Source organism: Streptomyces sp. SP18BB07, assembly GCF_036322545.1.
GTDB classification, from domain to species: Bacteria; Actinomycetota; Actinomycetes; order Streptomycetales; family Streptomycetaceae; genus Streptomyces; species Streptomyces deccanensis.
Genome location: NZ_JAQYWT010000316.1, coordinates 14,429 through 39,863 on the forward strand (window position 1 = coordinate 14,429; position 25,435 = coordinate 39,863).

21 protein-coding genes are annotated in these 25,435 nt (G+C 70.4%); 17 read left to right on the forward strand and 4 right to left on the reverse strand.

What is annotated here, in order from left to right; all coding sequences use genetic code 11:
• Positions 1-53 precede the first annotated feature (53 nt).
• On the reverse strand, positions 54-1,043 hold the full coding sequence (locus PUR53_RS21040) for a CAP domain-containing protein (protein WP_329909278.1): 990 nt from the start codon (positions 1,041-1,043) through the stop codon (positions 54-56).
• 190 nt (positions 1,044-1,233) lie between these two features.
• Between PUR53_RS21040 and PUR53_RS21045 the strand changes: the two genes are divergently transcribed.
• The 4 genes from PUR53_RS21045 (at position 1,234) to PUR53_RS21060 (ending at position 7,494) form a co-directional block, all read left to right on the forward strand.
• On the forward strand, positions 1,234-1,515 hold the full coding sequence (locus PUR53_RS21045) for an acylphosphatase (protein WP_329909279.1): 282 nt from the start codon (positions 1,234-1,236) through the stop codon (positions 1,513-1,515).
• A 401-nt stretch (positions 1,516-1,916) separates the two neighbouring features.
• A complete protein-coding gene (locus PUR53_RS21050; RefSeq protein ID WP_005479841.1) occupies positions 1,917-2,117 on the forward strand; it encodes a hypothetical protein in 201 nt (66 codons plus the stop codon).
• 248 nt (positions 2,118-2,365) lie between these two features.
• Positions 2,366-5,986: a chromosome segregation protein SMC gene (gene smc, locus PUR53_RS21055; RefSeq protein WP_329898816.1), complete on the forward strand. Its 3,621-nt coding sequence runs from the start codon at positions 2,366-2,368 to the stop codon at positions 5,984-5,986.
• Between the two features lie 92 nt (positions 5,987-6,078).
• Positions 6,079-7,494 (forward strand): sugar porter family MFS transporter, encoded by a 1,416-nt coding sequence (locus PUR53_RS21060; protein ID WP_329898817.1) that lies wholly within the window; start codon positions 6,079-6,081, stop codon positions 7,492-7,494.
• Between the two features lie 89 nt (positions 7,495-7,583).
• On the opposite strand, the gene PUR53_RS21065 is transcribed toward PUR53_RS21060, so the two are convergent.
• Positions 7,584-8,555, reverse strand: coding sequence for an LLM class flavin-dependent oxidoreductase (locus PUR53_RS21065; RefSeq protein ID WP_329909280.1), 972 nt, complete (start codon positions 8,553-8,555; stop codon positions 7,584-7,586).
• A 135-nt stretch (positions 8,556-8,690) separates the two neighbouring features.
• Between PUR53_RS21065 and ftsY the strand changes: the two genes are divergently transcribed.
• Positions 8,691-9,890, forward strand: a complete 1,200-nt coding sequence (ftsY, locus tag PUR53_RS21070; RefSeq protein WP_329909282.1) for a signal recognition particle-docking protein FtsY — start codon at positions 8,691-8,693, stop codon at positions 9,888-9,890.
• A gap of 102 nt (positions 9,891-9,992) precedes the next feature.
• Here ftsY and PUR53_RS21075 read toward each other — a convergent pair whose 3' ends face one another.
• The gene (locus PUR53_RS21075) at positions 9,993-10,649 is read right to left on the reverse strand and encodes a bifunctional DNA primase/polymerase (RefSeq protein ID WP_329909283.1); all 657 of its coding nucleotides are present in this window, start codon (positions 10,647-10,649) and stop codon (positions 9,993-9,995) included.
• A 426-nt stretch (positions 10,650-11,075) separates the two neighbouring features.
• On the opposite strand from PUR53_RS21075, the gene nsdA reads away from it, so the two are divergent.
• The 5 genes from nsdA to ffh all read left to right on the forward strand — a co-directional run bounded on the left by nsdA (position 11,076) and on the right by ffh (position 18,754).
• Positions 11,076-12,551, forward strand: a complete 1,476-nt coding sequence (gene nsdA, locus PUR53_RS21080; RefSeq protein WP_329898821.1) for a transcriptional repressor NsdA — start codon at positions 11,076-11,078, stop codon at positions 12,549-12,551.
• Between the two features lie 396 nt (positions 12,552-12,947).
• Positions 12,948-14,243 carry an ammonium transporter gene (locus PUR53_RS21085; RefSeq protein ID WP_329898822.1) on the forward strand — a complete coding sequence of 432 codons (1,296 nt, stop codon included), beginning with the start codon at positions 12,948-12,950 and terminating at the stop codon, positions 14,241-14,243.
• On the forward strand, positions 14,240-14,578 hold the full coding sequence (locus PUR53_RS21090) for a P-II family nitrogen regulator (protein ID WP_003997576.1): 339 nt from the start codon (positions 14,240-14,242) through the stop codon (positions 14,576-14,578). The genes PUR53_RS21085 and PUR53_RS21090 overlap by 4 nt, the downstream gene beginning before the upstream one ends.
• Before the next feature lie 26 nt (positions 14,579-14,604).
• Positions 14,605-17,055 (forward strand): [protein-PII] uridylyltransferase, encoded by a 2,451-nt coding sequence (locus PUR53_RS21095; protein WP_329898823.1) that lies wholly within the window; start codon positions 14,605-14,607, stop codon positions 17,053-17,055.
• 148 nt (positions 17,056-17,203) lie between these two features.
• Positions 17,204-18,754 carry a signal recognition particle protein gene (gene ffh, locus PUR53_RS21100; protein ID WP_329909284.1) on the forward strand — a complete coding sequence of 517 codons (1,551 nt, stop codon included), beginning with the start codon at positions 17,204-17,206 and terminating at the stop codon, positions 18,752-18,754.
• Positions 18,755-19,049: 295 nt separating this feature from the next.
• Here ffh and PUR53_RS21105 read toward each other — a convergent pair whose 3' ends face one another.
• The gene (locus tag PUR53_RS21105) at positions 19,050-19,808 is read right to left on the reverse strand and encodes an SAM-dependent methyltransferase (protein ID WP_329898948.1); all 759 of its coding nucleotides are present in this window, start codon (positions 19,806-19,808) and stop codon (positions 19,050-19,052) included.
• A 304-nt stretch (positions 19,809-20,112) separates the two neighbouring features.
• On the opposite strand from PUR53_RS21105, the gene proS reads away from it, so the two are divergent.
• The 7 genes from proS (at position 20,113) to rplS (ending at position 25,398) form a co-directional block, all read left to right on the forward strand.
• Positions 20,113-21,528 (forward strand): proline--tRNA ligase, encoded by a 1,416-nt coding sequence (proS, locus tag PUR53_RS21110; RefSeq protein ID WP_329909285.1) that lies wholly within the window; start codon positions 20,113-20,115, stop codon positions 21,526-21,528.
• 260 nt (positions 21,529-21,788) lie between these two features.
• The gene (locus tag PUR53_RS21115; RefSeq protein WP_033526923.1) at positions 21,789-22,385 is read left to right on the forward strand and encodes a hypothetical protein; all 597 of its coding nucleotides are present in this window, start codon (positions 21,789-21,791) and stop codon (positions 22,383-22,385) included.
• A 343-nt stretch (positions 22,386-22,728) separates the two neighbouring features.
• Positions 22,729-23,148 carry a 30S ribosomal protein S16 gene (rpsP, locus tag PUR53_RS21120; RefSeq protein WP_329898826.1) on the forward strand — a complete coding sequence of 140 codons (420 nt, stop codon included), beginning with the start codon at positions 22,729-22,731 and terminating at the stop codon, positions 23,146-23,148.
• Positions 23,149-23,150: 2 nt separating this feature from the next.
• Positions 23,151-23,390 carry an RNA-binding protein gene (locus tag PUR53_RS21125; RefSeq protein WP_033526925.1) on the forward strand — a complete coding sequence of 80 codons (240 nt, stop codon included), beginning with the start codon at positions 23,151-23,153 and terminating at the stop codon, positions 23,388-23,390.
• Positions 23,391-23,510: 120 nt separating this feature from the next.
• Positions 23,511-24,080, forward strand: coding sequence for a ribosome maturation factor RimM (rimM, locus tag PUR53_RS21130; RefSeq protein WP_329898827.1), 570 nt, complete (start codon positions 23,511-23,513; stop codon positions 24,078-24,080).
• Complete coding sequence (gene trmD / locus PUR53_RS21135) at positions 24,080-24,913, forward strand: tRNA (guanosine(37)-N1)-methyltransferase TrmD (protein ID WP_329898828.1); 834 nt, start codon at positions 24,080-24,082, stop codon at positions 24,911-24,913. Before rimM ends, trmD begins: the two co-directional genes overlap by 1 nt.
• Before the next feature lie 134 nt (positions 24,914-25,047).
• On the forward strand, positions 25,048-25,398 hold the full coding sequence (gene rplS / locus PUR53_RS21140) for a 50S ribosomal protein L19 (RefSeq protein ID WP_033526928.1): 351 nt from the start codon (positions 25,048-25,050) through the stop codon (positions 25,396-25,398).
• Positions 25,399-25,435 lie beyond the last annotated feature (37 nt).

The following is a 25,435-nucleotide window of genomic DNA, read 5'->3' on the forward strand; positions in this document are numbered from 1 at the left end:
GTGAGAGCAGTCCCTTGGCCGGGAGGGCTCGCAGCTTTTCGCCCGCGGTTGTCTCAGTAGCCGAAGTCCTGCGTCCACCACGGGCCGCCGTCGCCCAGGACGACGCCGACTCCGAGGGTCTTGAAGTCGCAGTTCAGGATGTTCGCCCGGTGGCCGGGGCTGTTCATCCAGGCCTCCATGACCGCTTCGGCGGTGGCCTGGCCGCGGGCGATGTTCTCGCCGCCGAGACCGGTGATCCCGAGGGCGGCCGCGCGGTCCCACGGGTCCGAGCCGTCGGGGTCGGTGTGGTCGAAGAAGCCGCGCAGAGCCATGTCCTCGCTGAACGCCTCGGCCAGCTTCGCCAGATCGCTGTTGGCCGCCACCGGCTGGCAGCCCGCCTTGGCCCGCTCCTCGTTGACCAGCAGGAGGACCGCGGCCTCGGCCTGGGTCTCGGAGGAGAGCTCCGCCGGAGAAGTGGTGTCCTTCTCCTTGCCCTTCTCCTTCTCCTTCTCCTTGGTGGGCTTGTCGGACGGCGTCTTGGTCTTCTGCGAGCCGGGGCCCTTGTCCGCCTCTTCGGCGGGCTTCTTCTCGGACGGCATGGTCGAGGGGGCCGGGGTCGAAGGAGAGGCCTCGCGCTGGGCGTCGCGGCTGGTGGACTCGTCCTCGCGCTGTTCCTGCGCGGCGCCGTCCGTGCCGCCCTGCTGGGTCGGCGCACCCGTCGGCGAGCCGGCGGGCACCACCGTCTCGTTGGCGTTGCCGCCACTGATCGTGTACTGGTCGCCGCCCGGCAGGACCCCGGTGGCCACCGCGACGGTGCCGAGGGCGACGGCGGCGGAGACACCGAGGAGACCGGTCTTCACGGGCGTCACGGTCTTCTTCTTGCGGCGGCGCGAGCCACCGCTCCGCGCGGAGGCCTTGGCGTCGGCCTCCAGGAACTCGGCGAACCCGTACAGGTTCTCCGGACCGTAGTGCGGCTCATCGGAGACGAAGCCCCGGTCAGTGACCCCGGCGGCGCGGCCCCCCCTGGCGGCGCGGCCGGCGGCGGAGCGTCGGTGGCGTCCCATGTCTTGGCCTTCCTCGTCCTTGCGGTGTCCTGCGGTCAACGTTGGGGAGTCCGTCAACGTTGTGATCGTGTTCTTCACGAATCTCACACGAAGGAGTGAGTTTCATATGAGATTCATTGGGTCGGGACGGTACAGCATGGCGCCAGGGGAGGGTGAGACCCGGGAGACATTGGCCCGTTAGCGTGCAGGCATGAGCGAGGATGTACGGCTGGTCGTCTGGGTGCGTGGACGGGTGCAAGGTGTGGGTTTCCGCTGGTTCACCCGGGCCAGGGCCCTGGAGATCGGCGGCCTGAGTGGTTTTGCTCTCAATCTGGCCGACGGACGGGTCCAGGTGGTCGCCGAGGGCCCGCGCGAGGCGTGCCAGGGGCTACTGGAGTGGCTCCAGAGTGACGACACGCCCGGGCGCGTGGTGGGTGTGACCGAGATCTGGGACACACCGCGCGGGGGGTACGAGGGCTTCGCCATCCGCTGATCCGCCGGGTGCGACGAGTCGCGCGCGAGCGGAGGGGAGCGCCACCGGCATATGCCAGGAGCATGCACAAACCAGAAATGTGCAGGTGATTGCCAAGACGCGTTAGTCGTGGCAGGCTCCGACCAAAGGATGATCCCCTCGCTCCGCCGGCCAGGAGAGGTCCCGGAAACGCCGCAGCGTCGCCCGTTCGGGGCCGCGCGGCAGTGGGATGCCCGCCATTGCGGGGCGTGATCGTGTTGACCGTCAAACTTTTTGGTGAGACGCTAAAAGCAACCCCGCGCACCTTAGCTGTTTGGCATGAAGACGGCAGCAAAAACTCAACAGTGCCAAGCATCGCGGGTGCGATTCCCTCACGACCCACACCGCTTCGGTCGGTCACTCAGTGTGGAGGACCATCCATCATGGCAAAGGCGCTTCTCGGTTACGTCGGCGGCTCCGACCCGCGACTCCTCGCCGAGATGCGACGGCTCCAGCAGCGTGTCCAGGACCTGGAATCCGAGCTCGGACGCATCCAGGCGGAGAACGACGCGTTGACGGCTGCCGCTTCTCACGACTCGCTCATGGAGCTCGACGCACGCCAGGCGGAGCCTGCGCTCACCTGATCACTGCATCGCAGCACGACAGACAGCAGTGGTTGGGCTGCCCGTATCAACCGCTAAGTTGTCAGATCTGCAAGGGACGCCTTCTCTCGAGGCGTCCCTTCTTTCTGTCCCAAGCTGTTCCGAGCCCCGCCTGGCCCCCGGCCCCCGACCCACCTCACCCTCTTTAACGTCTGATGTGCCCTGCACGTTCATGGGTGAAACCGCGCGTTCATGGAGTGAGACAAGGCCGGAAGGTAGAGTCCAGCGCCGTGCACCTCAAGGCCCTGACCCTCCGAGGGTTCAAATCGTTCGCCTCGGCGACCACGCTCCGGTTCGAACCGGGCATCACGTGCGTCGTCGGGCCCAACGGTTCGGGCAAGTCCAACGTCGTGGACGCGCTCAGCTGGGTCATGGGCGAACAGGGGGCCAAGTCGCTGCGCGGCGGCAAGATGGAGGACGTCATCTTCGCCGGCACCACCGGGCGTCCCCCGCTCGGCCGCGCGGAGGTGTCCCTGACCATCGACAACTCCGACGGGGCCCTCCCCATCGAGTACTCCGAGGTCACGATCACGCGGATCATGTTCCGCAACGGCGGCAGCGAGTACCAGATCAACGGCGACACCTGCCGGCTCCTCGACATCCAGGACCTGCTCTCCGACTCCGGCATCGGCCGCGAGATGCACGTCATCGTCGGCCAGGGCCAGCTCGACTCCGTCCTGCACGCCGACCCCATGGGCCGCCGCGCCTTCATCGAGGAGGCCGCCGGGGTCCTCAAGCACCGCAAGCGCAAGGAGAAGGCGCTCCGGAAACTGGACGCCATGCAGGCCAACCTGGCCCGCGTCCAGGACCTCACCGACGAACTCCGCCGCCAGCTCAAACCGCTGGGCCGCCAGGCCGCCGTCGCCCGCCGGGCCGCCGTCATCCAGGCCGACCTGCGCGACGCACGCCTGCGACTGCTCGCCGACGATCTCGTACGCCTCCACGCGGCGCTCCGTACGGAAGTCGCCGACGAGGCCGCGCTGAAGCAGCGCAAGGAGGCCGCCGAAACCGAGCTGAAGAAGGCGCTCCATCGGGAGGCCCAGCTGGAGGGCGAGGTGCGCCGGCTCACTCCGCGCCTCCAGCGTGCCCAGGAGACCTGGTACGAGCTGTCGCAGCTCGCCGAACGGGTGCGCGGCACGATCTCCCTCGCCGACGCCCGGGTCAAGAGCGCCACCTCCGCGCCCCCCGAGGAGCGGCGCGGCCGTGACCCGGAGGACATGGAGCGCGAGGCGGCCCGCATCCGTGAACAGGAGGCCGAACTCGAAGCGGCCCTGGAGGCGGCCGAGCGCGCCCTGGAGGACACGGTCGAGCACCGCGCCGAGCTGGAGCGCGAACTGATGGTCGAGGAACGCCGGCTGAAGGACGTCGCCCGTTCCATCGCCGACCGCCGCGAGAGCCTCGCCCGCCTGGGCGGCCAGGTCAACGCCGCCCGCTCCCGGGCGGCCTCCGCCCAGTCCGAGATCGACCGCCTCGCCGCCGCCCGTGACGAGGCGCGCGAGCGTGCCGCCGCGGCGCAGGAGGAGTACGAGGCGCTCAAGGCCGAGGTCGACCACCTCGACGCCGACGACTCCGACCTGGCCGAACAGCACGACGCCGCGAAGCGCGCCCTGGCCGAGGCCGAGACCGCCCTCACCGCCGCCCGTGAGGCCACGACCACAGCCGAACGCCGCCGCGCCGCCACCCAGGCCCGCCACGAAGCCCTCGCCCTCGGCCTGCGCCGCAAGGACGGTACGGGCGCGCTGCTCGGTGCGAAGGACCGCCTCGGCGGGGTGCTGGGTCCGGCCGCCGAACTGCTGACGGTCACCCCGGGACACGAGGTCGCCCTCGCGGCCGCCTTCGGCGCGGCGGCCGACGCGATCGCGGTGACCTCACCCTCCGCCGCGGCGGAGGCGATCCGGTTGCTGCGCAAGCAGGACGCCGGACGAGCGGCGCTGCTGACCGCAGGAGGGCCGGAGGACCCGACGCCGGTTCCCTCGGCGGAGCCCGAAAGGGGCGCGGGGAACCGCGCGACCAGCCACGACGGACCCGCGGACGAACACCGGCCGCACCCGGGGATTCCAGCGGAGCGCCTGGTCCGCGCCCCCTCCGACCTCACCCCCGCCGTCCGCCGCCTCCTCCACGGCATCGTCGTCGTGGACACCCTCGAAGACGCCGAGGCCCTCGTATACACGCGCCCCGATCTCACCGCGGTCACCGCCGAGGGCGACCTGCTCGGGGCTCACTTCGCCCACGGCGGCTCGGCCGGGGCACCGAGCCTGCTGGAGGTGCAGGCCGCCGTCGACGAGGCGGCGGCCGAGCTGGAGGAACTGGCCGTACGGTGCGAGGAGTTGGCCGAGGCCCAGCAGAACGCCGTCGAGCTGCGCCGGGAGCGGGCCGGGACCGTGGAGGAGCTGGGGGAGCGGCGCCGGGCGGGCGAGCGGGAGAAGTCCGCCGTCGCCCAGCAGCTCGGGCGGCTGGCCGGGCAGGCGCGGGGCGCCGCCGGGGAGGCCGAACGGTCCACGGCCGCCGCCGCACGTGCCCAGGAGGCGCTCGACAAGGCCGTACAGGACGCGGAGGAGCTGGCCGAACGGCTCGCGGTGGCCGAGGAGATGCCCGTCGAGGAGGAGCCGGACACCTTCGTACGGGATCGGCTCGCGGCGGACGGGGCCAACGCGCGGCAGACCGAGATGGAGGCCCGTCTCCAGGTGCGGACGCATGAGGAGCGGGTCAAGGGGCTCGCGGGGCGCGCGGATTCACTCGACCGCGCCGCGCGGGCCGAGCGCGAGGCGCGGGCGCGGGCCGAACAGCGCAGGGCGCGGCTGCGGCACGAGGCTGCCGTGGCCGAGGCGGTCGCCTCCGGCGCCCGGCAGTTGCTCCGCCATGTCGAGGTCTCCCTCGGCCGCGCGGAGCAGGAACGCACCGCCGCCGACGCGGCCAAGGCACGCCGTGAGCAGGAACTCGGGCAGGCCCGTGGCGAGGGGCGTGAACTCAAGGCCGAGCTGGACAAGCTGACCGACTCCGTCCATCGGGGCGAGGTGCTCGGTGCCGAGAAGCGGATGCGGATCGAGCAGCTGGAGACCAAGGCGCTGGAGGAGTTGGGTGTCGAGCCGGAGGGGCTGATCGCGGAGTACGGGCCCGACCAGCTCGTACCGCCGTCGCCGCCGGCGGAGGGGGAGGAGCTGCCGGAGGACCCGGAGCATCCCCGCAACCAGCCGAAGACGTTCCACCGGGCCGAGCAGGAGAAGCGGCTCAGGGCGGCCGAGCGGGCGTACCAGCAGCTCGGCAAGGTCAATCCGCTGGCGCTGGAGGAATTCGCGGCGCTGGAGGAGCGGCACAAGTTCCTCAGCGAGCAGCTGGAGGACCTGAAGAAGACCCGCGCCGATCTGCTGCAGGTGGTGAAGGAGGTCGACGAGCGGGTCGAGCAGGTCTTCACCGAGGCGTACTGGGACACCGCACGGGAGTTCGAGGGTGTATTCGGTCGGCTCTTCCCGGGCGGCGAGGGACGGCTGATCCTCACCGACCCGGACAACATGCTCACCACCGGTGTCGACGTCGAGGCCAGGCCGCCGGGCAAGAAGGTCAAGCGGCTCTCGCTGCTCTCGGGCGGCGAGCGGTCGCTGACCGCCGTCGCCATGCTGGTGTCGATCTTCAAGGCGCGGCCCAGTCCGTTCTATGTGATGGACGAGGTCGAGGCGGCGCTCGACGACACCAACCTCCAGCGGCTGATCCGGATCATGCAGGAGCTGCAGGAGGCGTCCCAGCTGATCGTGATCACCCACCAGAAGCGGACCATGGAGGTCGCCGACGCGCTGTACGGCGTGTCGATGCAGGGCGACGGTGTCTCGAAGGTGATCAGCCAGCGGCTGCGTTAGGCGATTCCGAGCGCGGGTAGGCGGGGCTGGTCCAGCAGATCATCAGGCCCGTTCCCCCGACATCGGCGACGTGCCCGCCGAGGAGTACAGACGTGACCAGCACAGCGCAGCCCAGGGCAGGAGCTCGCGGCGCCCAGCCCGACCATCTCTCGCACGTGATCTTCATCGCGGCGGCGGCCGCGATGGGCGGTTTCCTCTTCGGCTACGACAGCGCCGTGATCAACGGCGCCGTCGAAGCCATCCGCCACCGCTACGACATCGGCTCCACGGCCCTGGCACAGGTCATCGCCGTCGCCCTCATCGGCTGTGCCGTCGGGGCGGCCACGGCGGGCCGGATAGCCGACCGCATCGGCCGTATCCGGTGCATGCAGATCGCGGCCGCCCTCTTCACGGTCAGCGCCGTCGGTTCCGCGCTCCCCTTCGCGCTCTGGGACCTCGCCTTCTGGCGGATCGTCGGCGGCTTCGCCATCGGCATGGCGTCCGTCATCGGCCCCGCCTACATCGCCGAGGTCGCCCCGCCCGCCTACCGGGGCCGGCTCGGCTCGTTCCAGCAGGCCGCGATCGTCGTCGGCATCGCCGTCTCCCAGCTCGTCAACTGGGGCATCCTCAACGCCGCCGACGGCGACCAGCGTGGTGAGCTGCTCGGCCTGGAGGCCTGGCAGATCATGCTCGGCGTCATGGTCGTCCCGGCCGTGCTCTACGGCCTGCTCTCCTTCGCGATCCCCGAGTCCCCGCGCTTTTTGATCTCCGTCGGCAAGGACGAGCGCGCCCGTGAGGTGCTCGCCGAGGTCGAGGGCGAGGACGTCGACCTGGACGCCCGGGTGGCCGAGATCGAGTCGGCCATGCGGCGCGAGGACAAGTCGACCTTCAAGGACCTGCTCGGCGGCAGCTTCCTCTTCAAGCCGATCGTCTGGATCGGCATCGGCCTGTCGGTCTTCCAGCAGTTCGTGGGTATCAACGTCGCCTTCTACTACTCCGCGACGCTGTGGCAGTCCGTGGGCGTCGACCCCAGCGAGTCGTTCTTCTACTCCTTCACGACCTCGATCATCAACATCGTCGGCACCGTCATCGCGATGATCTTCGTCGACCGGATCGGCCGCAAGCCGCTCGCCCTCATCGGCTCCGTCGGCATGGTCATCGGCCTCGCCCTGGAGGCCTGGGCCTTCTCCTACGACCTCGTCGACGGCAAGCTCCCCGCCACCCAGGGCTGGGTCGCCCTGGTCGCCGCCCATGTCTTCGTCCTCTTCTTCGCCCTCTCCTGGGGTGTCGTCGTATGGGTGATGCTCGGCGAGATGTTCCCGAACAGGATCCGTGCCGCCGCCCTGGGTGTCGCCGCGTCCGCCCAGTGGATCGCCAACTGGGCCATCACCGCGAGCTTCCCGTCCCTGGCCGACTGGAACCTCTCGGTGACGTACGTGATCTACACGGTCTTCGCCGCGCTCTCCATCCCGTTCGTCTGGAAGTTCGTGAAGGAGACGAAGGGCAAGGCGCTGGAGGAGATGGGCTAGCCCGTACCCCACCGCCGTCCCGGCCCGACCGCCGTCCCGGCCCGACCGCCGAGCGGGCCGGGACAGCGGTTCGCCCGGGCGGCCGAACGTCAGCCGGCGAGGCGGGGCAGCACCCGCTCGGCGAACAGGCGCAGACCCCGCCACCCCTCCTCGAGGGGCATCCCGCCGGCCAGTGGATGCAGGACGTAGTTGTCCAGGCCCAGCGCCACACACTCGTCCGGCGTGACGATCCGGTACACGCCCTCCGCGCGCAGCTCCGCCACCGTCGCCGCCCCCGACCGCACGGCCGACCGGATGCCGGCCGACTGCCAGGAGGCGTACGTCCGCGCCTCGTGCAGGAAGTGGCCGCCGTACTCGGCCCACGCCCGGTCCGGATCCTCCGCCACGTGCAGCAGCGGCGTCTCGGCGGCGGGCATCATCGTCCAGCCTTCCGTGCCGTACTCCACGAGCCGCTCCTTGTAGTACGCCTCCAGCTCCGGCAGATGCGCGCTCGGGAAGAAGGGGAGTCCCAGACGTGCCGCCCGGCGCGCCGCGGCCCTGGAGGAACCGCCGACCAGCAGCAGCGGATGGGGCTCGGTGCCCGGACGCGGGGTGACCCGGACCGTGCGCCCCCGGTAGGTGAACGGCTCACCCGTCCACGCCCGGAGCAGCGTCTCCAGCACCTCGTCCTGCCGCTTGCCGCGCCTCTCCCACTCCACGTCGAACTGCGCGTACTCCTCCGGCCGGTACCCGATCCCGGCCACGGTCACCAGCCGCCCGCCGCTCACCAGATCCAGTACGGCGATGTCCTCCGCCAGCCGCAGCGGATCGTGCAGCGGCCCGATCATCGCCGACACCGTGACCGCGATCCGCCGCGTCGCCCCGAACACCGCCCCCGCGAAGACGAACGGCGACGGCAGCCAGTTGTTCTCGACCCCGTGGTGCTCCTCCGTCTGTACGGTGCTGATGCCCTGCTCGTCGGCGTACGCGGCCATCTCGACGGCGGCCCGGTAGCGGGCCCGGAGCGAGCTGGGCATGGCGCCGGGCTCGACCAGATTGAAACGGACGACCGTGACGGGCATGGGGACCCCCTTCGGGCGGCTGTGAAGGGGGACGTTAGCTGACGGTTCGTCAGGTAGCCAGGGGTGTGGAAGGGCCGTGTCCCCCCGTACGGCGATCGAACGCGTCGGGGAGCGGTCCCGCATACTGGTCCCGTTATGGAACTCATCCTTGCTGTAGTCATCGCCGTGGTCGTGCTCGGCGTGCTGGGCGGGCTCGTCGTAGGCAGCCGCAGGAAGAAGCCGCTGCCCCCGGCTCCCCCCACGACACCCGACATCACCGCCCCCCCGGCCGAGCCGCACGTCGGCGACGAGGCCGAGACGCCGCGCGACGAACCGCGCCGGACGATCGAGGAGGTGGATCTCCCGGACGGTTCGGCGTCGGCGCCCGTGGCCGTCGCGGAACCGCCCGCCGCCCCCGAGATCGAGATCCCCGAACCGGCCGCCGGCCGTCTGGTACGGCTGCGCGCCCGGCTCTCCCGCTCCCAGAACGCGCTGGGCAAGGGGCTGCTCACACTGCTCTCGCGCGAGCACCTCGACGACGACACCTGGGAGGAGATCGAGGACACCCTCCTCACCGCCGACGTCGGCGTCCAGCCCACCCAGGAACTGGTCGAACGGCTGCGCGAGCGGGTGAGGGTGCTCGGCACCCGTACCCCTGCGGAGCTGCGCACGCTGCTGCGCGAGGAGCTGCTGAAGATCCTCGTCCCCGAGTTCGACCGCGCGGTCCACACCGAATCGCCGCTCGACACCCCGGGCATCGTGATGGTCGTCGGCGTCAACGGCACCGGCAAGACCACCACCACCGGCAAGCTCGCGCGCGTCCTCGTCGCCGACGGCAAGAACGTCGTCCTCGGCGCCGCCGACACCTTCCGTGCCGCGGCCGCCGACCAGCTCCAGACCTGGGGCGAGCGCGTCGGTGCCCGTACCGTGCGCGGTCCCGAGGGCGGCGACCCGGCGTCGATCGCCTTCGACGCGGTCAAGGAGGGCATCGACGAGGGCGCCGATGTCGTCCTCATCGACACCGCCGGCCGGCTGCACACCAAGACCGGCCTCATGGACGAGCTCGGCAAGGTCAAGCGCGTCGTCGAGAAACACGCGCCGCTGGACGAGATCCTGCTCGTCCTCGACGCCACCACCGGTCAGAACGGTCTCGTCCAGGCGCGGGTCTTCGCCGAGGTCGTCGACATCACCGGCATCGTCCTCACCAAGCTCGACGGCACCGCCAAGGGCGGCATCGTCATCGCCGTGCAGCGCGAGCTGGGGGTGCCCGTGAAGCTCGTCGGCCTGGGAGAGGGAGCGGACGACCTGGCGCCGTTCGAGCCGGAGGCGTTCGTGGATGCGCTGATCGGCGACTGAGCCTGCGAGAGCCTCCGAAATTTCGGAAGTGGTAGCGGAGAAGCGCCCGCCCCCGAGGTGCAGTCGGGGACGGGCGCTTTGCTGTGCGGGCAGCGGCCGGGCTCAGGCCCGGGACCGGTGCGCCACATAGGCCAGGGTGCCCAGCAGCAGTCGCGCGGCCGGTGGCCTGGTCGCCGAGTCGAGCGCGGGGGAGCGGAGCCAGCGGACCGGGCCGAGGCCGCCGCGGTCGGACGGCGGGGCGGTGACATGGGTGCCGGGGCCGAGACCGCGCAGGTCCAGGGCGCAGGGGTCGTCCCAGCCCATGCGGTAGAGCAGGGAGGGCAGCTCGGCGGCGGCGCCGGGGGCGACGAAGAAGTGGGCGCGGCCCTCGGGGGTGGCGATCACGGGGCCGACGGGGAGGCCCATGCGTTCCAGGCGGGCCAGCGCGTGTCGCCCGGCCGACTCGGCGACCTCGATCACGTCGAACGAGCGGCCCACCGGCAGCATCACGGAGGCGCCGGGGAACTCGGCCCAGGCCTCGGTCACCTCGTCGAGCGTCGCTCCGGCGCGGACGGGAGGCGCGAAGCCGAGGGGATGTGCGCCGGGTGCGGAGCAGGTGGTCCTGCCGCACGAGCACGCGCCCGAAGCCGTCCGCGCGCCGGGGACGACATCCCATCCCCAGAGGCCGGTGAACTCGGCCACGGCCGTGCACTCCGAGGAACGGCCGCGTCGACGCGTGCCGGATCGCATCTCCCGGATGCCGCCGATCGTGAAGCCCATGCCCCCTCCAACGGGTCCAGCGCGCGGGTGGTTACGCGACGGAGTCGGAATGCGACGCTCTGCTTCCGTGCGGGCGGCGCACCACGGCATCCTGGGTGGTGCGGTCGTCGACGCGCGCCCCTGAATGCATCGCTCCGCCCGCTCCCGGCCGTCATGTGTCAAGTGAATCGCGGACGGGCGACCGTTAGTTCATTCGAAGGGGTGGCGAATGGTGGCGTTTCTGGAATCGCCGTGGCCGGACGCGTGATCGTAGGATTACTTTGAGTGCACGGGGTCTGGGGACGTACACGCTCGTGGGTATGCCGGAGGCAAGTCGTCTTTCCGTTCGATGGGTGACGAGGGTCGGACGTACGGCGTGGTAACCGGCATTCTGGTAGGGCTTGGCGCACACAGCGCACAAGTGGTTTCAGGGATGGGGGCGTTCCAGTGGGCGGCAACGGCGGAAGCGGCACGAACGCTGAGAAGCGCCCGAACGAACTGCTCGGTTCGTGGTTCGTCCGCAGCGGCTGGTCCAAGGGCGAGCTCGCCCGGCAGGTGAACCGCCGGGCCCGCCAGCTCGGCGCCAACCACATCTCCACCGACACCTCCCGCGTACGACGGTGGCTCGACGGGGAGAACCCGCGCGAGCCGATCCCGCGGATCCTGTCCGAGCTGTTCTCCGAGCGGTTCGGCTGTGTCGTCGCCGTGGAGGACCTGGGGCTGCGCGCGGCCCACCAGTCCCCGTCCGTCTCCGGTGTCGACCTGCCCTGGACGGGCCCGCAGACCGTGGCGCTGATCAGCGAGTTCTCGCGCAGCGACCTGATGCTGGCGCGGCGCGGCTTCCTCGGGAGCTCGCTCGCCCTCTCCGCGGGCCCGGCCCTCATCGAGCCGATGCAGCGCTGGCTCGTCCCCGCACCCCCCGCCCCGCGCGCCGAGCCCGAGCCATCGTCCGCCGCCCGCCGCGCCGGCCGGCTCTCCCAGCCGGAGCTGGACCTCCTCGAATCCACGACCGTGATGTTTCGGCAGTGGGACGCCCAGTGCGGCGGCGGTCTGCGCCGCAAGGCGGTCGTCGGCCAGTTGCACGAGGTGACCGACCTCCTCCAGGAGCCACAGCCCGAGGCCACCACCCGGAGACTGTTCAAGGTCGCCGCCGAACTGGCCGAACTGGCCGGCTGGATGAGCTACGACATCGGCCTTCAGCCCACCGCCCAGAAGTACTTCGTCCTCGCCCTGCACGCGGCCAAGGAGGCCGGCGACAAGCCCCTCGGTTCGTATGTCCTGTCCAGTATGAGCCGACAGATGATCCACCTCGGCCGCCCCGACGACGCCCTCGAACTGATCCATCTCGCCCAGTACGGCAGTCGTGACTGCGCGAGCCCCCGCACCCAGTCGATGCTGTATGCGATGGAGGCCCGCGCCTACGCCAACATGGGCCAGCCCGGGAAGTGCAAACGGGCCGTGCGGATGGCCGAGGACGTCTTCGCGGACGCCGAGGAGTGGGACGACCCGGACCCCGACTGGATCCGCTTCTTCAACGAGGCGGAGCTGCACGGCGAGAACTCCCACTCCTACCGCGACCTCGCCTATGTCGCCGGCCGCAGCCCCACCTACGCCTCCCTCGCCGAACCTGTGATGCGCCGGGCCGTCGAACTCTTCTCGACGGACACCGAACACCAGCGGTCGTACGCGCTGAACCTCATCGGCATGGCCACCGTGCACCTGCTCCAGCGCGAGCCCGAGCAGGGGGTCGCCATGGCCAAGGAGGCCATGGACGTCGCAGGCAAGGTCCGCTCCGAGCGCGTCAACACCCGCATCCGCAAGACCGTCGACACGGCCGTACGCGATTTCGGTGGTCTCGCGGAGGTCGTCGACCTCACCGACCAGCTCGCCGTCCACCTCCCGGAGACCGCCGAAGCGGTCTGACCCGGCCCGGCAACCGCCGGGGCCCCTCCACGCCGGCCGCGGCCGGCCATCCCGAACTGCCCGACTCGGCTCCCCCATGCCAGGTCATCGGATGGTCTGCCGCGGTCGGTCCGTTCGAGGCGCCGCACCGGGGATTCCCTCGGAAGTTCCATCGGATACGAAACCGTTATCCGCCGAGGGCCCCGCAGAGGCTGGGCCCCACACGGGATGAATCCTCCGCGATTCACGTTTCACCTGTCTGTAACGTGATGGGTGCCTTCGTCACCTCCGGGAAACATTTCCAAACTCCCGGCGAAACGGTGCTGCGTCAGTCTCCTCAGCACAGTCGGCCCTCCCCGATAGCTCCCAAGCTGCCGCATCCGCACGGGCCGTTCCGACCACGAGGAGATACCGGCATTGAACGGCACAGATACCGGATTCGTATTGATCAGTGCGGCGCTCGTCATGGTGATGACGCCGGGCCTGGCGCTCTTCTACGGCGGCATGGTTCGTGCCAAGAGCGTGCTGAACATGCTGATGATGTCCTTCATCTCGCTGGGCATCGTCAGCATCCTGTGGGTGCTGTACGGCTACTCGCTCGCCTTCAGCGGTGACCAGGGCGGCTTCATCGGCGACCTGGAGGCGATCGGCCTCAAGGGCATCGACGTCACCAGCACGGTCGACAGCTTCGTCGCGGGCGCCAACGGCGAGCCGCACAAGATCGCCGCGTTCGCCTTCATCCTGTTCCAGATGCTGTTCGCGGTCATCACCCCGGCCCTGATGAGCGGTGCGCTGGCCGACCGCGTCAAGTTCGGCGCCTGGATGGTCTTCGTCGCGCTCTGGGTCACCCTGGTGTACTTCCCGGTCGCGCACTGGGTGTGGGCGCCGGGTGGCTGGCTCTTCGAGATGGGCGTCATCGACTTCGCCGGTGGTACGGCGGTCCACATCAACGCCGGTATCGGCGCGCTCGCCGCGGTCCTCGTCGTGGGCAAGCGGATCGGCTTCAAGAAGGACCCGATGCGGCCGCACAGCCTGCCGCTGGTCATGATCGGCACCGCCCTGCTGTGGTTCGGCTGGTTCGGCTTCAACGCCGGTTCCTGGCTCGGTGTCGACGGCACGACCGCCCGCATGGCGATCAACACGCAGATCGCGACCGCCGCGGCCATCATCGGCTGGCTGATCTACGAGCGCATCCGTCACGGTGCGTTCACCACCCTCGGTGCCTGCTCCGGTGCCGTCGCGGGCCTCGTCGCGATCACCCCGTCCGGTGGTCACGTCAACGCCTTCGGCGCCATCCTGATCGGCATCGTCGCCGGCGCTGTCTGCTCCTGGGCCGTCAGCCTCAAGTACAAGCTCGGCTACGACGACTCCCTCGACGTCGTGGGCGTCCACCTGGTCGGCGGTGTCCTCGGCACCCTGATGGTCGGCTTCCTCGCCACCGACGGGATCGGCGGCCTCGACCAGTTCGGCAAGCAGGCCACCGGTGCCTTCTCCGTCATGGGCTACACCTTCGTGGTGACCTGGATCATCGCCTTCGCCATCCAGAAGACGATCGGCTTCCGGGCGTCCGAGGAGGACGAGGTCACCGGTGTCGACCAGGCCCTGCACGCCGAGACCGCGTACGACTTCAGCTCGGCCGCCGGTTCGCACATCTCCTCCAGCACCACGAGCAGCGTCGCTGCCGCCACCGAGAGCAAGAAGGTCGAGGCATGAAGCTGATCACCGCGGTCGTCAAGCCGCACCGGCTCGACGAGATCAAGGAAGCCCTGCAGGCCTTCGGGGTGCACGGACTTACGGTGACCGAGGCCAGTGGGTACGGTCGGCAGCGGGGACACACCGAGGTGTACCGCGGCGCCGAGTACACGGTCGACCTGGTTCCCAAGATCCGGATCGAGGTACTGGCCGAGGACGACGACGCCGAGCAGCTGATCGACGTCATCGTCAAGGCCGCCCGCACCGGCAAGATCGGTGACGGCAAGGTCTGGTCCCTCCCGGTCGAGACGGCCGTACGGGTCCGGACCGGCGAGCGCGGCCCGGACGCGCTCTGACCGAAGAGAAGAACAGGAGTCACTGGGTGACGAGTACGGACGTACGTACGGATGCAGAGGACTCGGGACCCAGCGGCTATGCGGCGGCCCGGCTGCGCCTCCTCCAGGAGGAGGCGCAGTCCGGGCCGCCGCGCCGTTCGGCCCTGGCCGAGCTGACGGACGACTGGCTCGCGGGACTGTTCGGCGCGGGCACCACCGAACTGCGCGGGGCCTCACTGGTCGCCGTCGGGGGATACGGGCGGGGCGAGCTGTCGCCCCGCAGCGACCTGGATCTGCTGCTCCTGCACGACGGGTCCGACGAGCGGGCGGTGGCCGCGCTGGCCGACCGCATCTGGTACCCCGTCTGGGACCTGGGGCTGGCCCTCGACCACTCCGTGCGCACCCCCGCCGAGGCCCGCAAGACCGCCGGCGAGGACCTCAAGGTGCAGCTCGGGCTGCTGGACGCCCGGCATATCGCCGGTGACCTGGGCCTGACCGCCGGGCTGCGGACCTCCGTCCTCGCCGACTGGCGCAATCAAGCCCCCAAACGCCTCCCGGAGCTCCAGGAGCTGTGCGCCGAGCGGGCCGAGCGGCAGGGGGAACTGCAGTACCTGCTGGAACCCGACCTCAAGGAGGCGCGCGGCGGGTTGCGCGACGCCACCGCCCTGCGCGCCGTAGCCGCCTCCTGGCTCGCGGACGCCCCGCGCGAGGGGCTCGCGGACGCCCGGCGCCGCCTCCTCGACGTACGGGACGCGCTGCATCTCACCACCGGGCGCGCGACCGACCGGCTCGCGCTCCAGGAACAGGACCAGGTCGCCGCCGAGCTGGGGCTGCTGGACGCCGACACCCTGCTGCGCCAGGTGTACGAGGCAGCGCGGGTCATCTCGTACGCCAGTGATGTGACCTGGCGTGAAGTGGGGCGCGTACTGCGGTCGCGCGCCGTGCGGCCCCGGCTGCGCGCCATGCTCGGCGGGGGCAAGCCTGCCCCCGAGCGGTCGCCGCTCGCCGAGGGCGTGGTCGAACAGGACGGCGAGGTCGTGCTCGCGCGCGCCGCCCGGCCGGAGCGGGATCCGGTGCTGCCCCTGCGCGCCGCCGCCGCTGCCGCCCAGGCCGGACTGCCGCTGTCTCTGCACGCCGTACGCCGCCTCGCGGCCACCGCCCGGCCGCTGCCGACGCCCTGGCCGGCGGAGGCGCGCGAGCAGCTCGTCACCCTGCTGGGCTCCGGGCGTCCGACCGTCGACGTCTGGGAGGCGCTGGAGGCCGAAGGCCTGATCACCCACCTGCTGCCCGACTGGGAGCGGGTGCGCTGCCGGCCGCAGCGCAACGCCGTGCACATCTGGACCGTCGACCGGCACCTCATCGAGACCGCGGTCCAGGCCTCCGAGATGACCCGCCGGGTGCACCGGCCCGACCTCCTGCTCGTCGCCGCGCTGCTGCACGACATCGGCAAGGGCTGGCCCGGCGACCACTCCGTCGCCGGCGAGATCATCGCCAAGGACGTGGCCGCCAGGATCGGCTTCGACCGAGAGGACGTGGCGGTCCTCTCCACCCTCGTACGCCACCACCTGCTGCTCGTCGACACGGCCACCCGGCGTGACCTGGAGGATCCGGCCACCGTGCGGTCCGTGGCCGACGCCGTCGGATCTCCGGGCACGCTCGAACTGCTGCACGCGCTGACCGAGGCGGACGCGCTGGCCACCGGGCCCGCCGCCTGGTCGTCGTGGCGGGCCTCGCTCGTGACCGAACTGGTCCAGCGGGTCGACGCGCTGTTCGCCGGCGACGAGCCGGAGGAGCCGGAGCCCGGCGAGACCAGCGCCGAGCAGGAGCGGCTCGCCATCGAGGCGTTCCGCACGGGCGGGCCGGTGCTGTCGCTGCGCGCGCAGACGGAGGCCGCCGCCGAGGAGAAGGACGAGAAGGCCGACCCCGAGCCGCTCGGGGTCGAACTCCTCATCGCCGTGCCCGACCAGGCGGGCGTCCTGCCCGCGGTCGCCGGTGTGCTCGCCATGCACCGGCTCACCGTGCGCACGGCCGAACTGCGGACCTTCGACCTCCCGGACGGCGTCGAGGGCTCGGTCCTGCTGCTGAACTGGCGGGTGGCCGCCGAGTACGGCTCGCTGCCGCAGGCCGCCCGGCTCCGCGCCGACCTCGTACGGGCGTTGGACGGCTCCCTGGACATCGCCGGGCGGCTGGCCGAGCGGGACGCGGCCTATCCCCGGCGGCGGGGCGTGGTCGCGCCGCCGCCGCGGGTCACGGTGGCCGCGGCGGCCTCCCGGCACGCCACGGTCATCGAGGTCCGCGCCCAGGACGCGCCGGGGCTCCTGCACCGGATCGGACGGGCCCTGGAGGACGCGCACGTACGGATGCGCAGCGCGCACGTCAGCACGCTGGGCGCCAACGCGGTGGACGCCTTCTATGTGACCGGGCCGAAGGGGGCGCCGCTGCCGGCCGACGAGGCGGCTTCGGTGGCGCGCAAGCTGGAGGAGACGCTGCGCGGCTGAGCACGTCGGGTACGGGGCCATCCGGTGCCGTACCCGACGCGGCCGGGCTCCGCCATCACTATCCACAGGGGTGGAGACCCGACCACACCCAGACAGATACCCTGGAGGGCAGCCCACCCTGCCCCCGACTCCGAGGACCGACACCGCCGTGTTCGATACGCTCTCCGATCGCCTCTCAGCGACTTTCAAGAACCTGCGCGGCAAGGGGCGCCTCTCCGAGGCGGACATCGACGCCACGGCGCGCGAGATCCGCATCGCGCTGCTCGAAGCGGACGTCGCGCTGCCGGTCGTCCGGGCTTTCATCAAGAACGTCAAGGAGCGCGCGCTCGGCGCCGAGGTCTCCAAGGCACTCAACCCCGCCCAGCAGGTCCTCAAGATCGTCAACGAGGAGCTGGTCGGGATCCTCGGCGGCGAGACCCGTCGTCTGCGCTTCGCCAAGCAGCCGCCGACCGTGATCATGCTCGCGGGTCTCCAGGGTGCCGGTAAGACGACCCTCGCGGGCAAGCTGGGCCGCTGGCTGAAGGAGCAGGGCCACTCGCCGCTCCTCGTCGCCTGTGACCTCCAGCGCCCGAACGCCGTGAACCAGCTCAGCGTGGTCGCCGAGCGCGCAGGTGTCGCGGTCTACGCCCCGGAGCCGGGCAACGGCGTGGGCGACCCGGTCAAGGTCGCCAAGGACTCCATCGAGTTCGCGAAGTCGAAGGTCCACGACATCGTGGTCGTCGACACGGCCGGTCGCCTCGGTATCGACCAGGAGATGATGCAGCAGGCGGCGGACATCCGGGACGCCGTCTCCCCGGACGAGATCCTCTTCGTCGTCGACGCGATGATCGGTCAGGACGCCGTCAACACGGCGGAGGCCTTCCGTGACGGCGTCGGCTTCGACGGCGTCGTCCTCTCCAAGCTCGACGGCGACGCCCGCGGTGGTGCCGCCCTGTCGATCGCCTCGGTCACCGGCAAGCCGATCATGTTCGCGTCGAACGGCGAGAAGCTCGACGAGTTCGACGCCTTCCACCCCGACCGGATGGCCTCCCGCATCCTCGACATGGGTGACCTGCTCACCCTGATCGAGCAGGCGGAGAAGACCTTCAGCCAGGAAGAGGCCGCCAAGATGGCCTCCAAGCTGGCGTCCAAGAAGGGGCAGGACTTCACGCTCGACGACTTCCTGGCCCAGATGGAGCAGGTCAGGAAGATGGGCAGCATCAGCAAGCTGCTCGGCATGCTGCCCGGCATGGGGCAGATCAAGGACCAGATCAACAACATCGACGAGCGTGACGTCGACCGCACGGCCGCGATCATCAAGTCGATGACCCCGGCCGAGCGCCAGGAGCCGACGATCATCAACGGCTCGCGCCGCGCCCGTATCGCCAAGGGCTCCGGTGTCGAGGTCAGCGCGGTGAAGAGCCTCGTCGAGCGGTTCTTCGAGGCCCGCAAGATGATGTCCCGCATGGCCCAGGGCGGCGGCATGCCCGGGATGCCGGGGATGCCCGGCATGGGTGGCGGTCCGGGCCGGAGCAAGAAGCAGCCCAAGCAGGCCAAGGGCAAGCAGCGCTCGGGCAACCCGATGAAGCGCAAGCAGCAGGAGCAGGAAGAGGCCGCCCGCCGGGCAGCCGCGGCCCAGGGCGGCGCCCTCGGACTGCCGGGCCAGCAGGGCGCTCAGGACTTCGAGCTGCCGGACGAGTTCAAGAAGTTCATGGGCTGACCGCGATTCCGCGGGGACGAACGGCGGACGCCGCGTGACCGGCCGGGGGGTGTGGCCGGGCGCGCGGCGCCGGATGCCGTGTGCGTGACGGCAAGGTGTGGTGTCGCTCGTGGTGCTCCTGCTGACAACTCCCGTACGCGGATGTGTTGTTCTGCTGGACGATGCGTCAGGTTAGGCGCATGGCGCGGCACTTGGCCAAGAGAAAGCGCTACCGACCCGCTTTCTTCACGCCATTCACAACACCGTTCACACCCGCACCGGAAGATGCCGCGAGGACCTGCTCAGGGTGTCCGCCTCAGGGTGTCCGCGCGATGAGGTAGCGGAACACGTTCGGCATCCAGACCGTCCCGTCCCGGCGACGGTGCGGATGCAATGCCTCGGTCAGTTCCTTGTCCACCTGCTCCTGGTCGGTGGCCCCGATCGCCGCGTCGAACAGGCCGGTCGACAGCAGCCCCCGTACGGCGTTGTCCACGTTGGCGTACCCGAAGGGGCAGGCCACGCGTCCCGAGCCGTCCGGCTTCAGGCCCGCCCGCTGGGCGACCTCCTCCAGGTCGTCGCGCAGCGCCGGGCGCCAACTGCCGGCGCTGCGCAGGGGATCGGCGAGCTTGGTGGCCACGCGGAGCACGGCGGACGTGGTGCAGCGCTCCGGTGGGCCCCAGCCGGCGAGGACCACGGGGGTGCCGCGTTCCGCCAGTGGCGTCGCTGCGGCGAGCAGTTCACCGAGCCCCTCCGAGTCACCGGCCAGACAGCCGATCGGCTCGAAGGCGGTCACCAGGTTGTAGAGCGGGTCACCGGGCCTGTGGGACACGTCCTCGGGGTCACCTTCGACGACCCGGGGGACGGCGCACGCGCGCGCGCCCCAGGACTGCGGCCGCAGCCGCTCCCTCGCCAGTGCCGTTCTCTCCGGCGCCTCTGAGTCGATGCCGGTGACCGAGGCTCCTCGCCCAGCCGCCATCAGCAGCGCGAGCCCCGAACCGCAGCCGAGGCCGAGCAGCCGCGTGCCGGTACCGACGTCGAGCCGTCGGTACACGGCCTCGTACAGCGGTACCAGCATCCGTTCCTGGATCTCCGCCCAGTCACGCGCGCGTGCACACCGGTCCACGCGGGGTGCGGTCCCCGCGCGAGGCAGTTGCTGCCGCACGAGCGTAGGTGTCATATCGAAAGCGCCCCAATCCGCCGTGAGTTGCCGTTGCCGGATTTCCTGGCCCCCGTGGCAGTGCGCGCTCGCACTCCCCCCGTATGCCAGGTAACTCCGCGCGCGGCGACTCGTCCAGGGGTCGCGGACACCGGTTTGCGAACTGTCCAGGGAAGGAAAAAAGAATTCACATCGTCGCAATATGCCCCCGTACCATTCCGTCATGGCAAAGGCACCCGTACTCACGCCCCGCGCGGACGATTTCCCGCGCTGGTACCAGGATCTGATCACCAAGGCCGAGCTGGCCGACAACGGCCCGGTGCGCGGCACCATGGTCATCCGACCGTACGGGTACGGGCTGTGGGAGCGGATGCAGCAGGAGATGGACGCCCGGATCAAGGAGACGGGCACGCAGAACGCGTACTTCCCGCTCCTGATCCCGCAGTCCTACCTCACCCGGGAGGCCGAGCACGTCGAGGGCTTCGCGCCCGAGCTGGCCGTGGTGACACACGGCGGCGGCAAGGAACTCGAAGAGCCCGCCGTCGTCCGCCCCACCTCCGAGATGATCATCAACGCCTCCTTCTCGAAGTGGGTCCAGAGCTACCGCGACCTCCCTCTGCTGATCAACCAGTGGGCGAACGTGGTCCGTTGGGAACTGCGTCCCCGGCTCTTCCTGCGCACGAGCGAATTCCTCTGGCAGGAGGGCCACACGGCGCACGCGACGTACGAGGAGGCGCGCGACTTCGCCGCGCACATCCACCGGGAGGTCTACGAGGACTTCATGGTGAACGTCCTCGCGATGGACGTCGTCCCCGGCCGCAAGACCGTCAAGGAGCGCTTCGCGGGCGCCATCAACACCCTCACGCTCGAAGGCATGATGGGCGACGGCAAGGCCCTCCAGATGGCCACCAGCCACGAACTGGGCCAGAACTTCGCCAAGGCCTTCAACACCCGGTACCTGTCGAAGGACGGCACTCAGGAACTCGTCTGGCAGACCTCCTGGGGCTCCACCACCCGCATGATCGGCGCCCTGGTGATGATGCACGGCGACGACCACGGTCTCCGGGTGCCGCCCCGGCTGGCCCAGGTCCAGGCCGTCGTGGTCGCCATCAAGGGTGACGACGCGGTTCTGGCCAAGGTCCGTGAACTCGGTGCCCGGCTGAAGGCGGCGGGCGTCCGCGTGCGGGTGGACGACCGCACGGACGTCCCGTTCGGCCGCCGCGCCGTCGACTGGGAGCTCAAGGGCGTCCCCGTGCGCATCGAGGTCGGCCCCCGTGACCTGGAGAACGGCACCGCGATGCTCGCCCGCCGCATCCCGGGCGGCAAGGAGCCGGTCGCGCTCGACTCGCTCGTGCACCTGCTCCCCACCGTCCTCGAGGAGGACCAGGCGCTCCTGCTGAGGCAGTCGCGCGAGCGGCGCGAGTCCCGCACGACCGAGGTGTCCACGCTCGACGAGGCGATCGAGGCGGCCACCGCCGGCGGCTGGGCGCGGATCCCCTGGTCGACGCTGGGCGAGGACGGCGAGAACAGGCTCGGGGAGCACGCGGTGACCGTAAGGTGTCTGGTCGCCGAGGACGGGTCGGTGCCCGACTCCTATGACGCACCCGGTAACGTCGCCGTCGTGGCGCGCGCTTACTAGAGCACTCCGTTCCGCCGGGAGAGCGACCGAAACGTCCCTTGCGCATCTGCCGAACCCAGGTGCCCCGGCGCGCGGACCTCGTCTACGCGCCGGGGCGTACGTGTTACTACGTACCGCCTTGTGGCGAGCTGTGAGGCTTCTCCGCAGATCAGCGCACCCGCCCTCGTCAGGACGCACTAGTGGCAACTGACGGGTACGTGCAAATTATTTGGGATGGCCCGGAATCGGAACACAGCGGCACTCAGGCTCGTTGTCATTACGTGAGCACGACACAGACACCACCTGTTCTCGCCGCAGAGCTGGCACAGGCGTGGGCCGACATCCAACGGCACCACCCCGAACTGCCGGATCTTGCCGCTCCCGAGTCCCTGATCGGAGAGTCTTCGTCCGCTTGCGGTCACGAACTCTCCTTCGAGCGACTGCTCCATGAGGCAGTCCATGGCATCGCCGCCGCGCGCGGGGTCCGCGACACCTCCCGCGCCGGCCGGTACCACAACCGGAGATTCCTCGCGATCGCCGAGGAGCTCGGCCTCGACCACCCCGAGGAACCGCATCCCAGCAGCGGTTTCTCGCTGGTCACGCTCAACCCCGAGGCCAAGCGTCGCTATCGCCCGACCATCGACAGACTGCAGCGCGCCCTCAAGGCCCACACCGCGGCGACGTCCGCGGACACGGCCCGCAGCTTCCGGGGCCCGGCCGCCCGCCACGGCTCCTCCGGTGGCGGCGTCCGTGTCAAGGCCGTCTGTGACTGCGGCCGCAACGTCCGCGTCGTCCCGTCCGTACTCGCCCAGGCCCCCATCGTCTGCGGCGGCTGCGGCAAGCCCTTCCGGATCCCGGAGGTCGTGGGCGCGGCGTGAGACGAGGGCGAGCCGAGAAGACGGCGAGCTGAACCGACGGCTGCTCGTGGCAGCCGTATCCGGCTCGCGGTCGATGGTCCGCCCTCGCTGCGGTGGATGCAGGCGGCACCCGGTCAGGGCCGGTGAGCGACCTCCCCGGCGCCGGGTGCCGCTTCGGCATGGCTCCGCGCAGCCCGGGTCGGAGGTGAACCCCCGGGTGTGGCACAATGGCTAGCTGTACTCGACAGTCGCACAGGACCCCTCTCTCCTCCGGCTGACGCGTCCATCGGGCACTCGGGTACCGCAACCCCACGCGGCATTCTCGCCGTGCCCAACCACGTCAAATCCAGGAGAACCCACTCCCGTGGCAGTCAAGATCAAGCTGAAGCGTCTGGGCAAGATCCGTTCGCCTCACTACCGCATCGTCGTCGCCGACTCCCGTACCCGTCGTGACGGTCGTGCGATCGAGGAGATCGGCAAGTACCACCCGACGTACAACCCCTCGGTCATCGAGGTCGACGCGGACCGCGTCGCCTACTGGCTGGGTGTCGGCGCGCAGCCGACCGAGCCCGTGCTCGCCATCCTGAAGAAGACCGGCGACTGGCAGAAGTTCAAGGGCGAGCCCGCTCCGGCGCCGCTCCTCGTGGCTCAGCCGAAGTCCTCCCGCCCGTCGTTCGAGGCCCTCGGCGGCGACGACGAGGGCAAGGGTGAGGCGATCACCCAGAAGAAGAAGGCCGACAAGAAGGACGAGGCTGCCGCCGAGTCCGAGTCGACCGAGGCCTGAGCATGCTCGAGGAGGCTCTCGAGCACCTCGTCAAGGGCATCGTCGACTACCCCGACGACGTGCAGGTCGCTTCGCGCAACCTGCGTCGGGGGCGCGTACTCGAGGTCCGGGTCCACCCCGACGACCTCGGCAAGGTGATCGGCCGCAACGGCCGTACCGCCCGCGCCCTGCGTACTGTCGTGGGTGCCATCGGCGGCCGCGGAGTCCGTGTCGACCTCGTCGACGTGGACCACGTCCGCTGACGAAGATTCGCAGCACCGGCTCGGGCCGGGGAGGGCCACTGGGCCGTCCCCGGCCCGTAGTCGTATGCGTCGCACCAGTCGTATGCGTTGGATGAGTTGTATGACAGGAGATCGAGCACAGTGCAGCTCGTAGTCGCACGGATCGGCCGCGCCCACGGCATCAAGGGCGAGGTCACCGTCGAGGTCCGCACCGACGAACCGGAACTCCGGCTCGGCCCCGGCGCCGTCCTGCTCACGGACCCCGCCTCGACGGGCCCCCTGACCATCGAGACGGGCCGGGTCCACAGCGGCCGGCTGCTCCTGCGCTTCGAGGGCGTCCGGGACCGCAACGCCGCCGAGGCTCTCCGCAACACCCTGCTGATCGCCGAGGTGGACCCGGAGGAACTGCCGGAGGAAGAGGACGAGTACTACGACCACCAGCTGATGGACCTGGACGTGGTCACCAAGGACGGCGTCGAGGTCGGCCGGATCACCGAGATCTCTCACCTCCCCTCCCAGGACCTGTTCATCGTCGAACGGCCCGACGGCAGCGAGGTGATGATCCCGTTCGTCGAGGAGATCGTCACCGAGATCGACCTGGAGGAGCAGAGGGCGGTCATCGACCCGCCGCCCGGTCTGATCGACGACCAGGCCGAGATCGCCTCCTCGCGGGACGCCGAGGATTCGGCGGACTCGGAGGACAAGGCCTGATGCGGCTCGACGTCGTCACGATCTTCCCCGAGTACCTCGAACCGCTGAACGTCTCCCTCGTCGGCAAGGCCCGCGCGCGTGGCCAGCTGGATGTGCACGTCCACGACCTGCGGGAATGGACGTACGACCGGCACAACACGGTCGACGACACCCCGTACGGCGGCGGCCCCGGCATGGTCATGAAGACCGACCCCTGGGGCGACGCGCTCGACGACGTGCTGGCGCAGGGATACGAGACGGGATCCGCACGGCCCGCGCTCATCGTCCCCACCCCCAGCGGCCGCCCCTTCACCCAGGCGCTCGCCGTCGAACTCTCCGAGCGCCCCTGGCTGGTCTTCACGCCGGCGCGCTACGAGGGCATCGACCGGCGCGTGATCGACGAGTACGCCACTCGCATGCCGGTGTACGAGGTGTCCATCGGCGACTACGTCCTCGCCGGCGGCGAGGCGGCCGTCCTCGTCGTCACCGAGGCCGTGGCGCGGCTGCTGCCCGGTGTCCTCGGAAACGCCGAGTCCCACCGCGACGACTCCTTCGCGCCCGGCGCCATGGCCAACCTCCTGGAGGGGCCGGTCTACACCAAGCCCCCCGAGTGGCGCGGCCGGGACATCCCCGAGGTGCTGCTCAGCGGCCACCACGGCAAGATCGCGCGCTGGCGGCGGGACGAGGCGCTGAAGCGTACGGCCGCCAACCGGCCCGACCTCATCGAGCGCTGCGACCCGAAGGCCTTCGACAAGAAGGACCGCGAGATGCTCTCCATCCTGGGCTGGGCCCCGGATCCGGAGGGCGAACCGTTCGGCCGATTTTGGCGGCGGCCGGAGGGCGTGGAAGAATAGGCCGCTGTTGTGCGTCGTCCGGCGCGCGCCCCTGCCACAGGGGGACACGACGCCCGCCCCGACCCGGACAGCATCCTCTCGTAACACCTAGCTCCCGCCTATGACCTGTGGCATGGGCGAAGAAAGCAGACGACATGTCTCACCTGCTCGACTCCCTCGACTCCGCGTCGCTGCGGAGCGACATCCCGGCGTTCCGCCCGGGTGACACCGTCAACGTCCACGTGCGCGTCATCGAGGGCAACCGCTCCCGTGTGCAGCAGTTCAAGGGCGTGGTGATCCGTCGCCAGGGCGCCGGTGTCCGCGAGACCTTCACGGTCCGCAAGGTCTCGTTCTCCGTCGGCGTCGAGCGCACCTTCCCGGTGCACACCCCGATCGTCGAGAAGATCGAGCTCGTCACCCGCGGTGACGTCCGTCGCGCCAAGCTGTACTACCTGCGCGAGCTGCGCGGCAAGGCGGCGAAGATCAAGGAGAAGCGCGACAACTGATCGCGCGTTCGAGTCACAAGAGGTCGTCACATCGGGG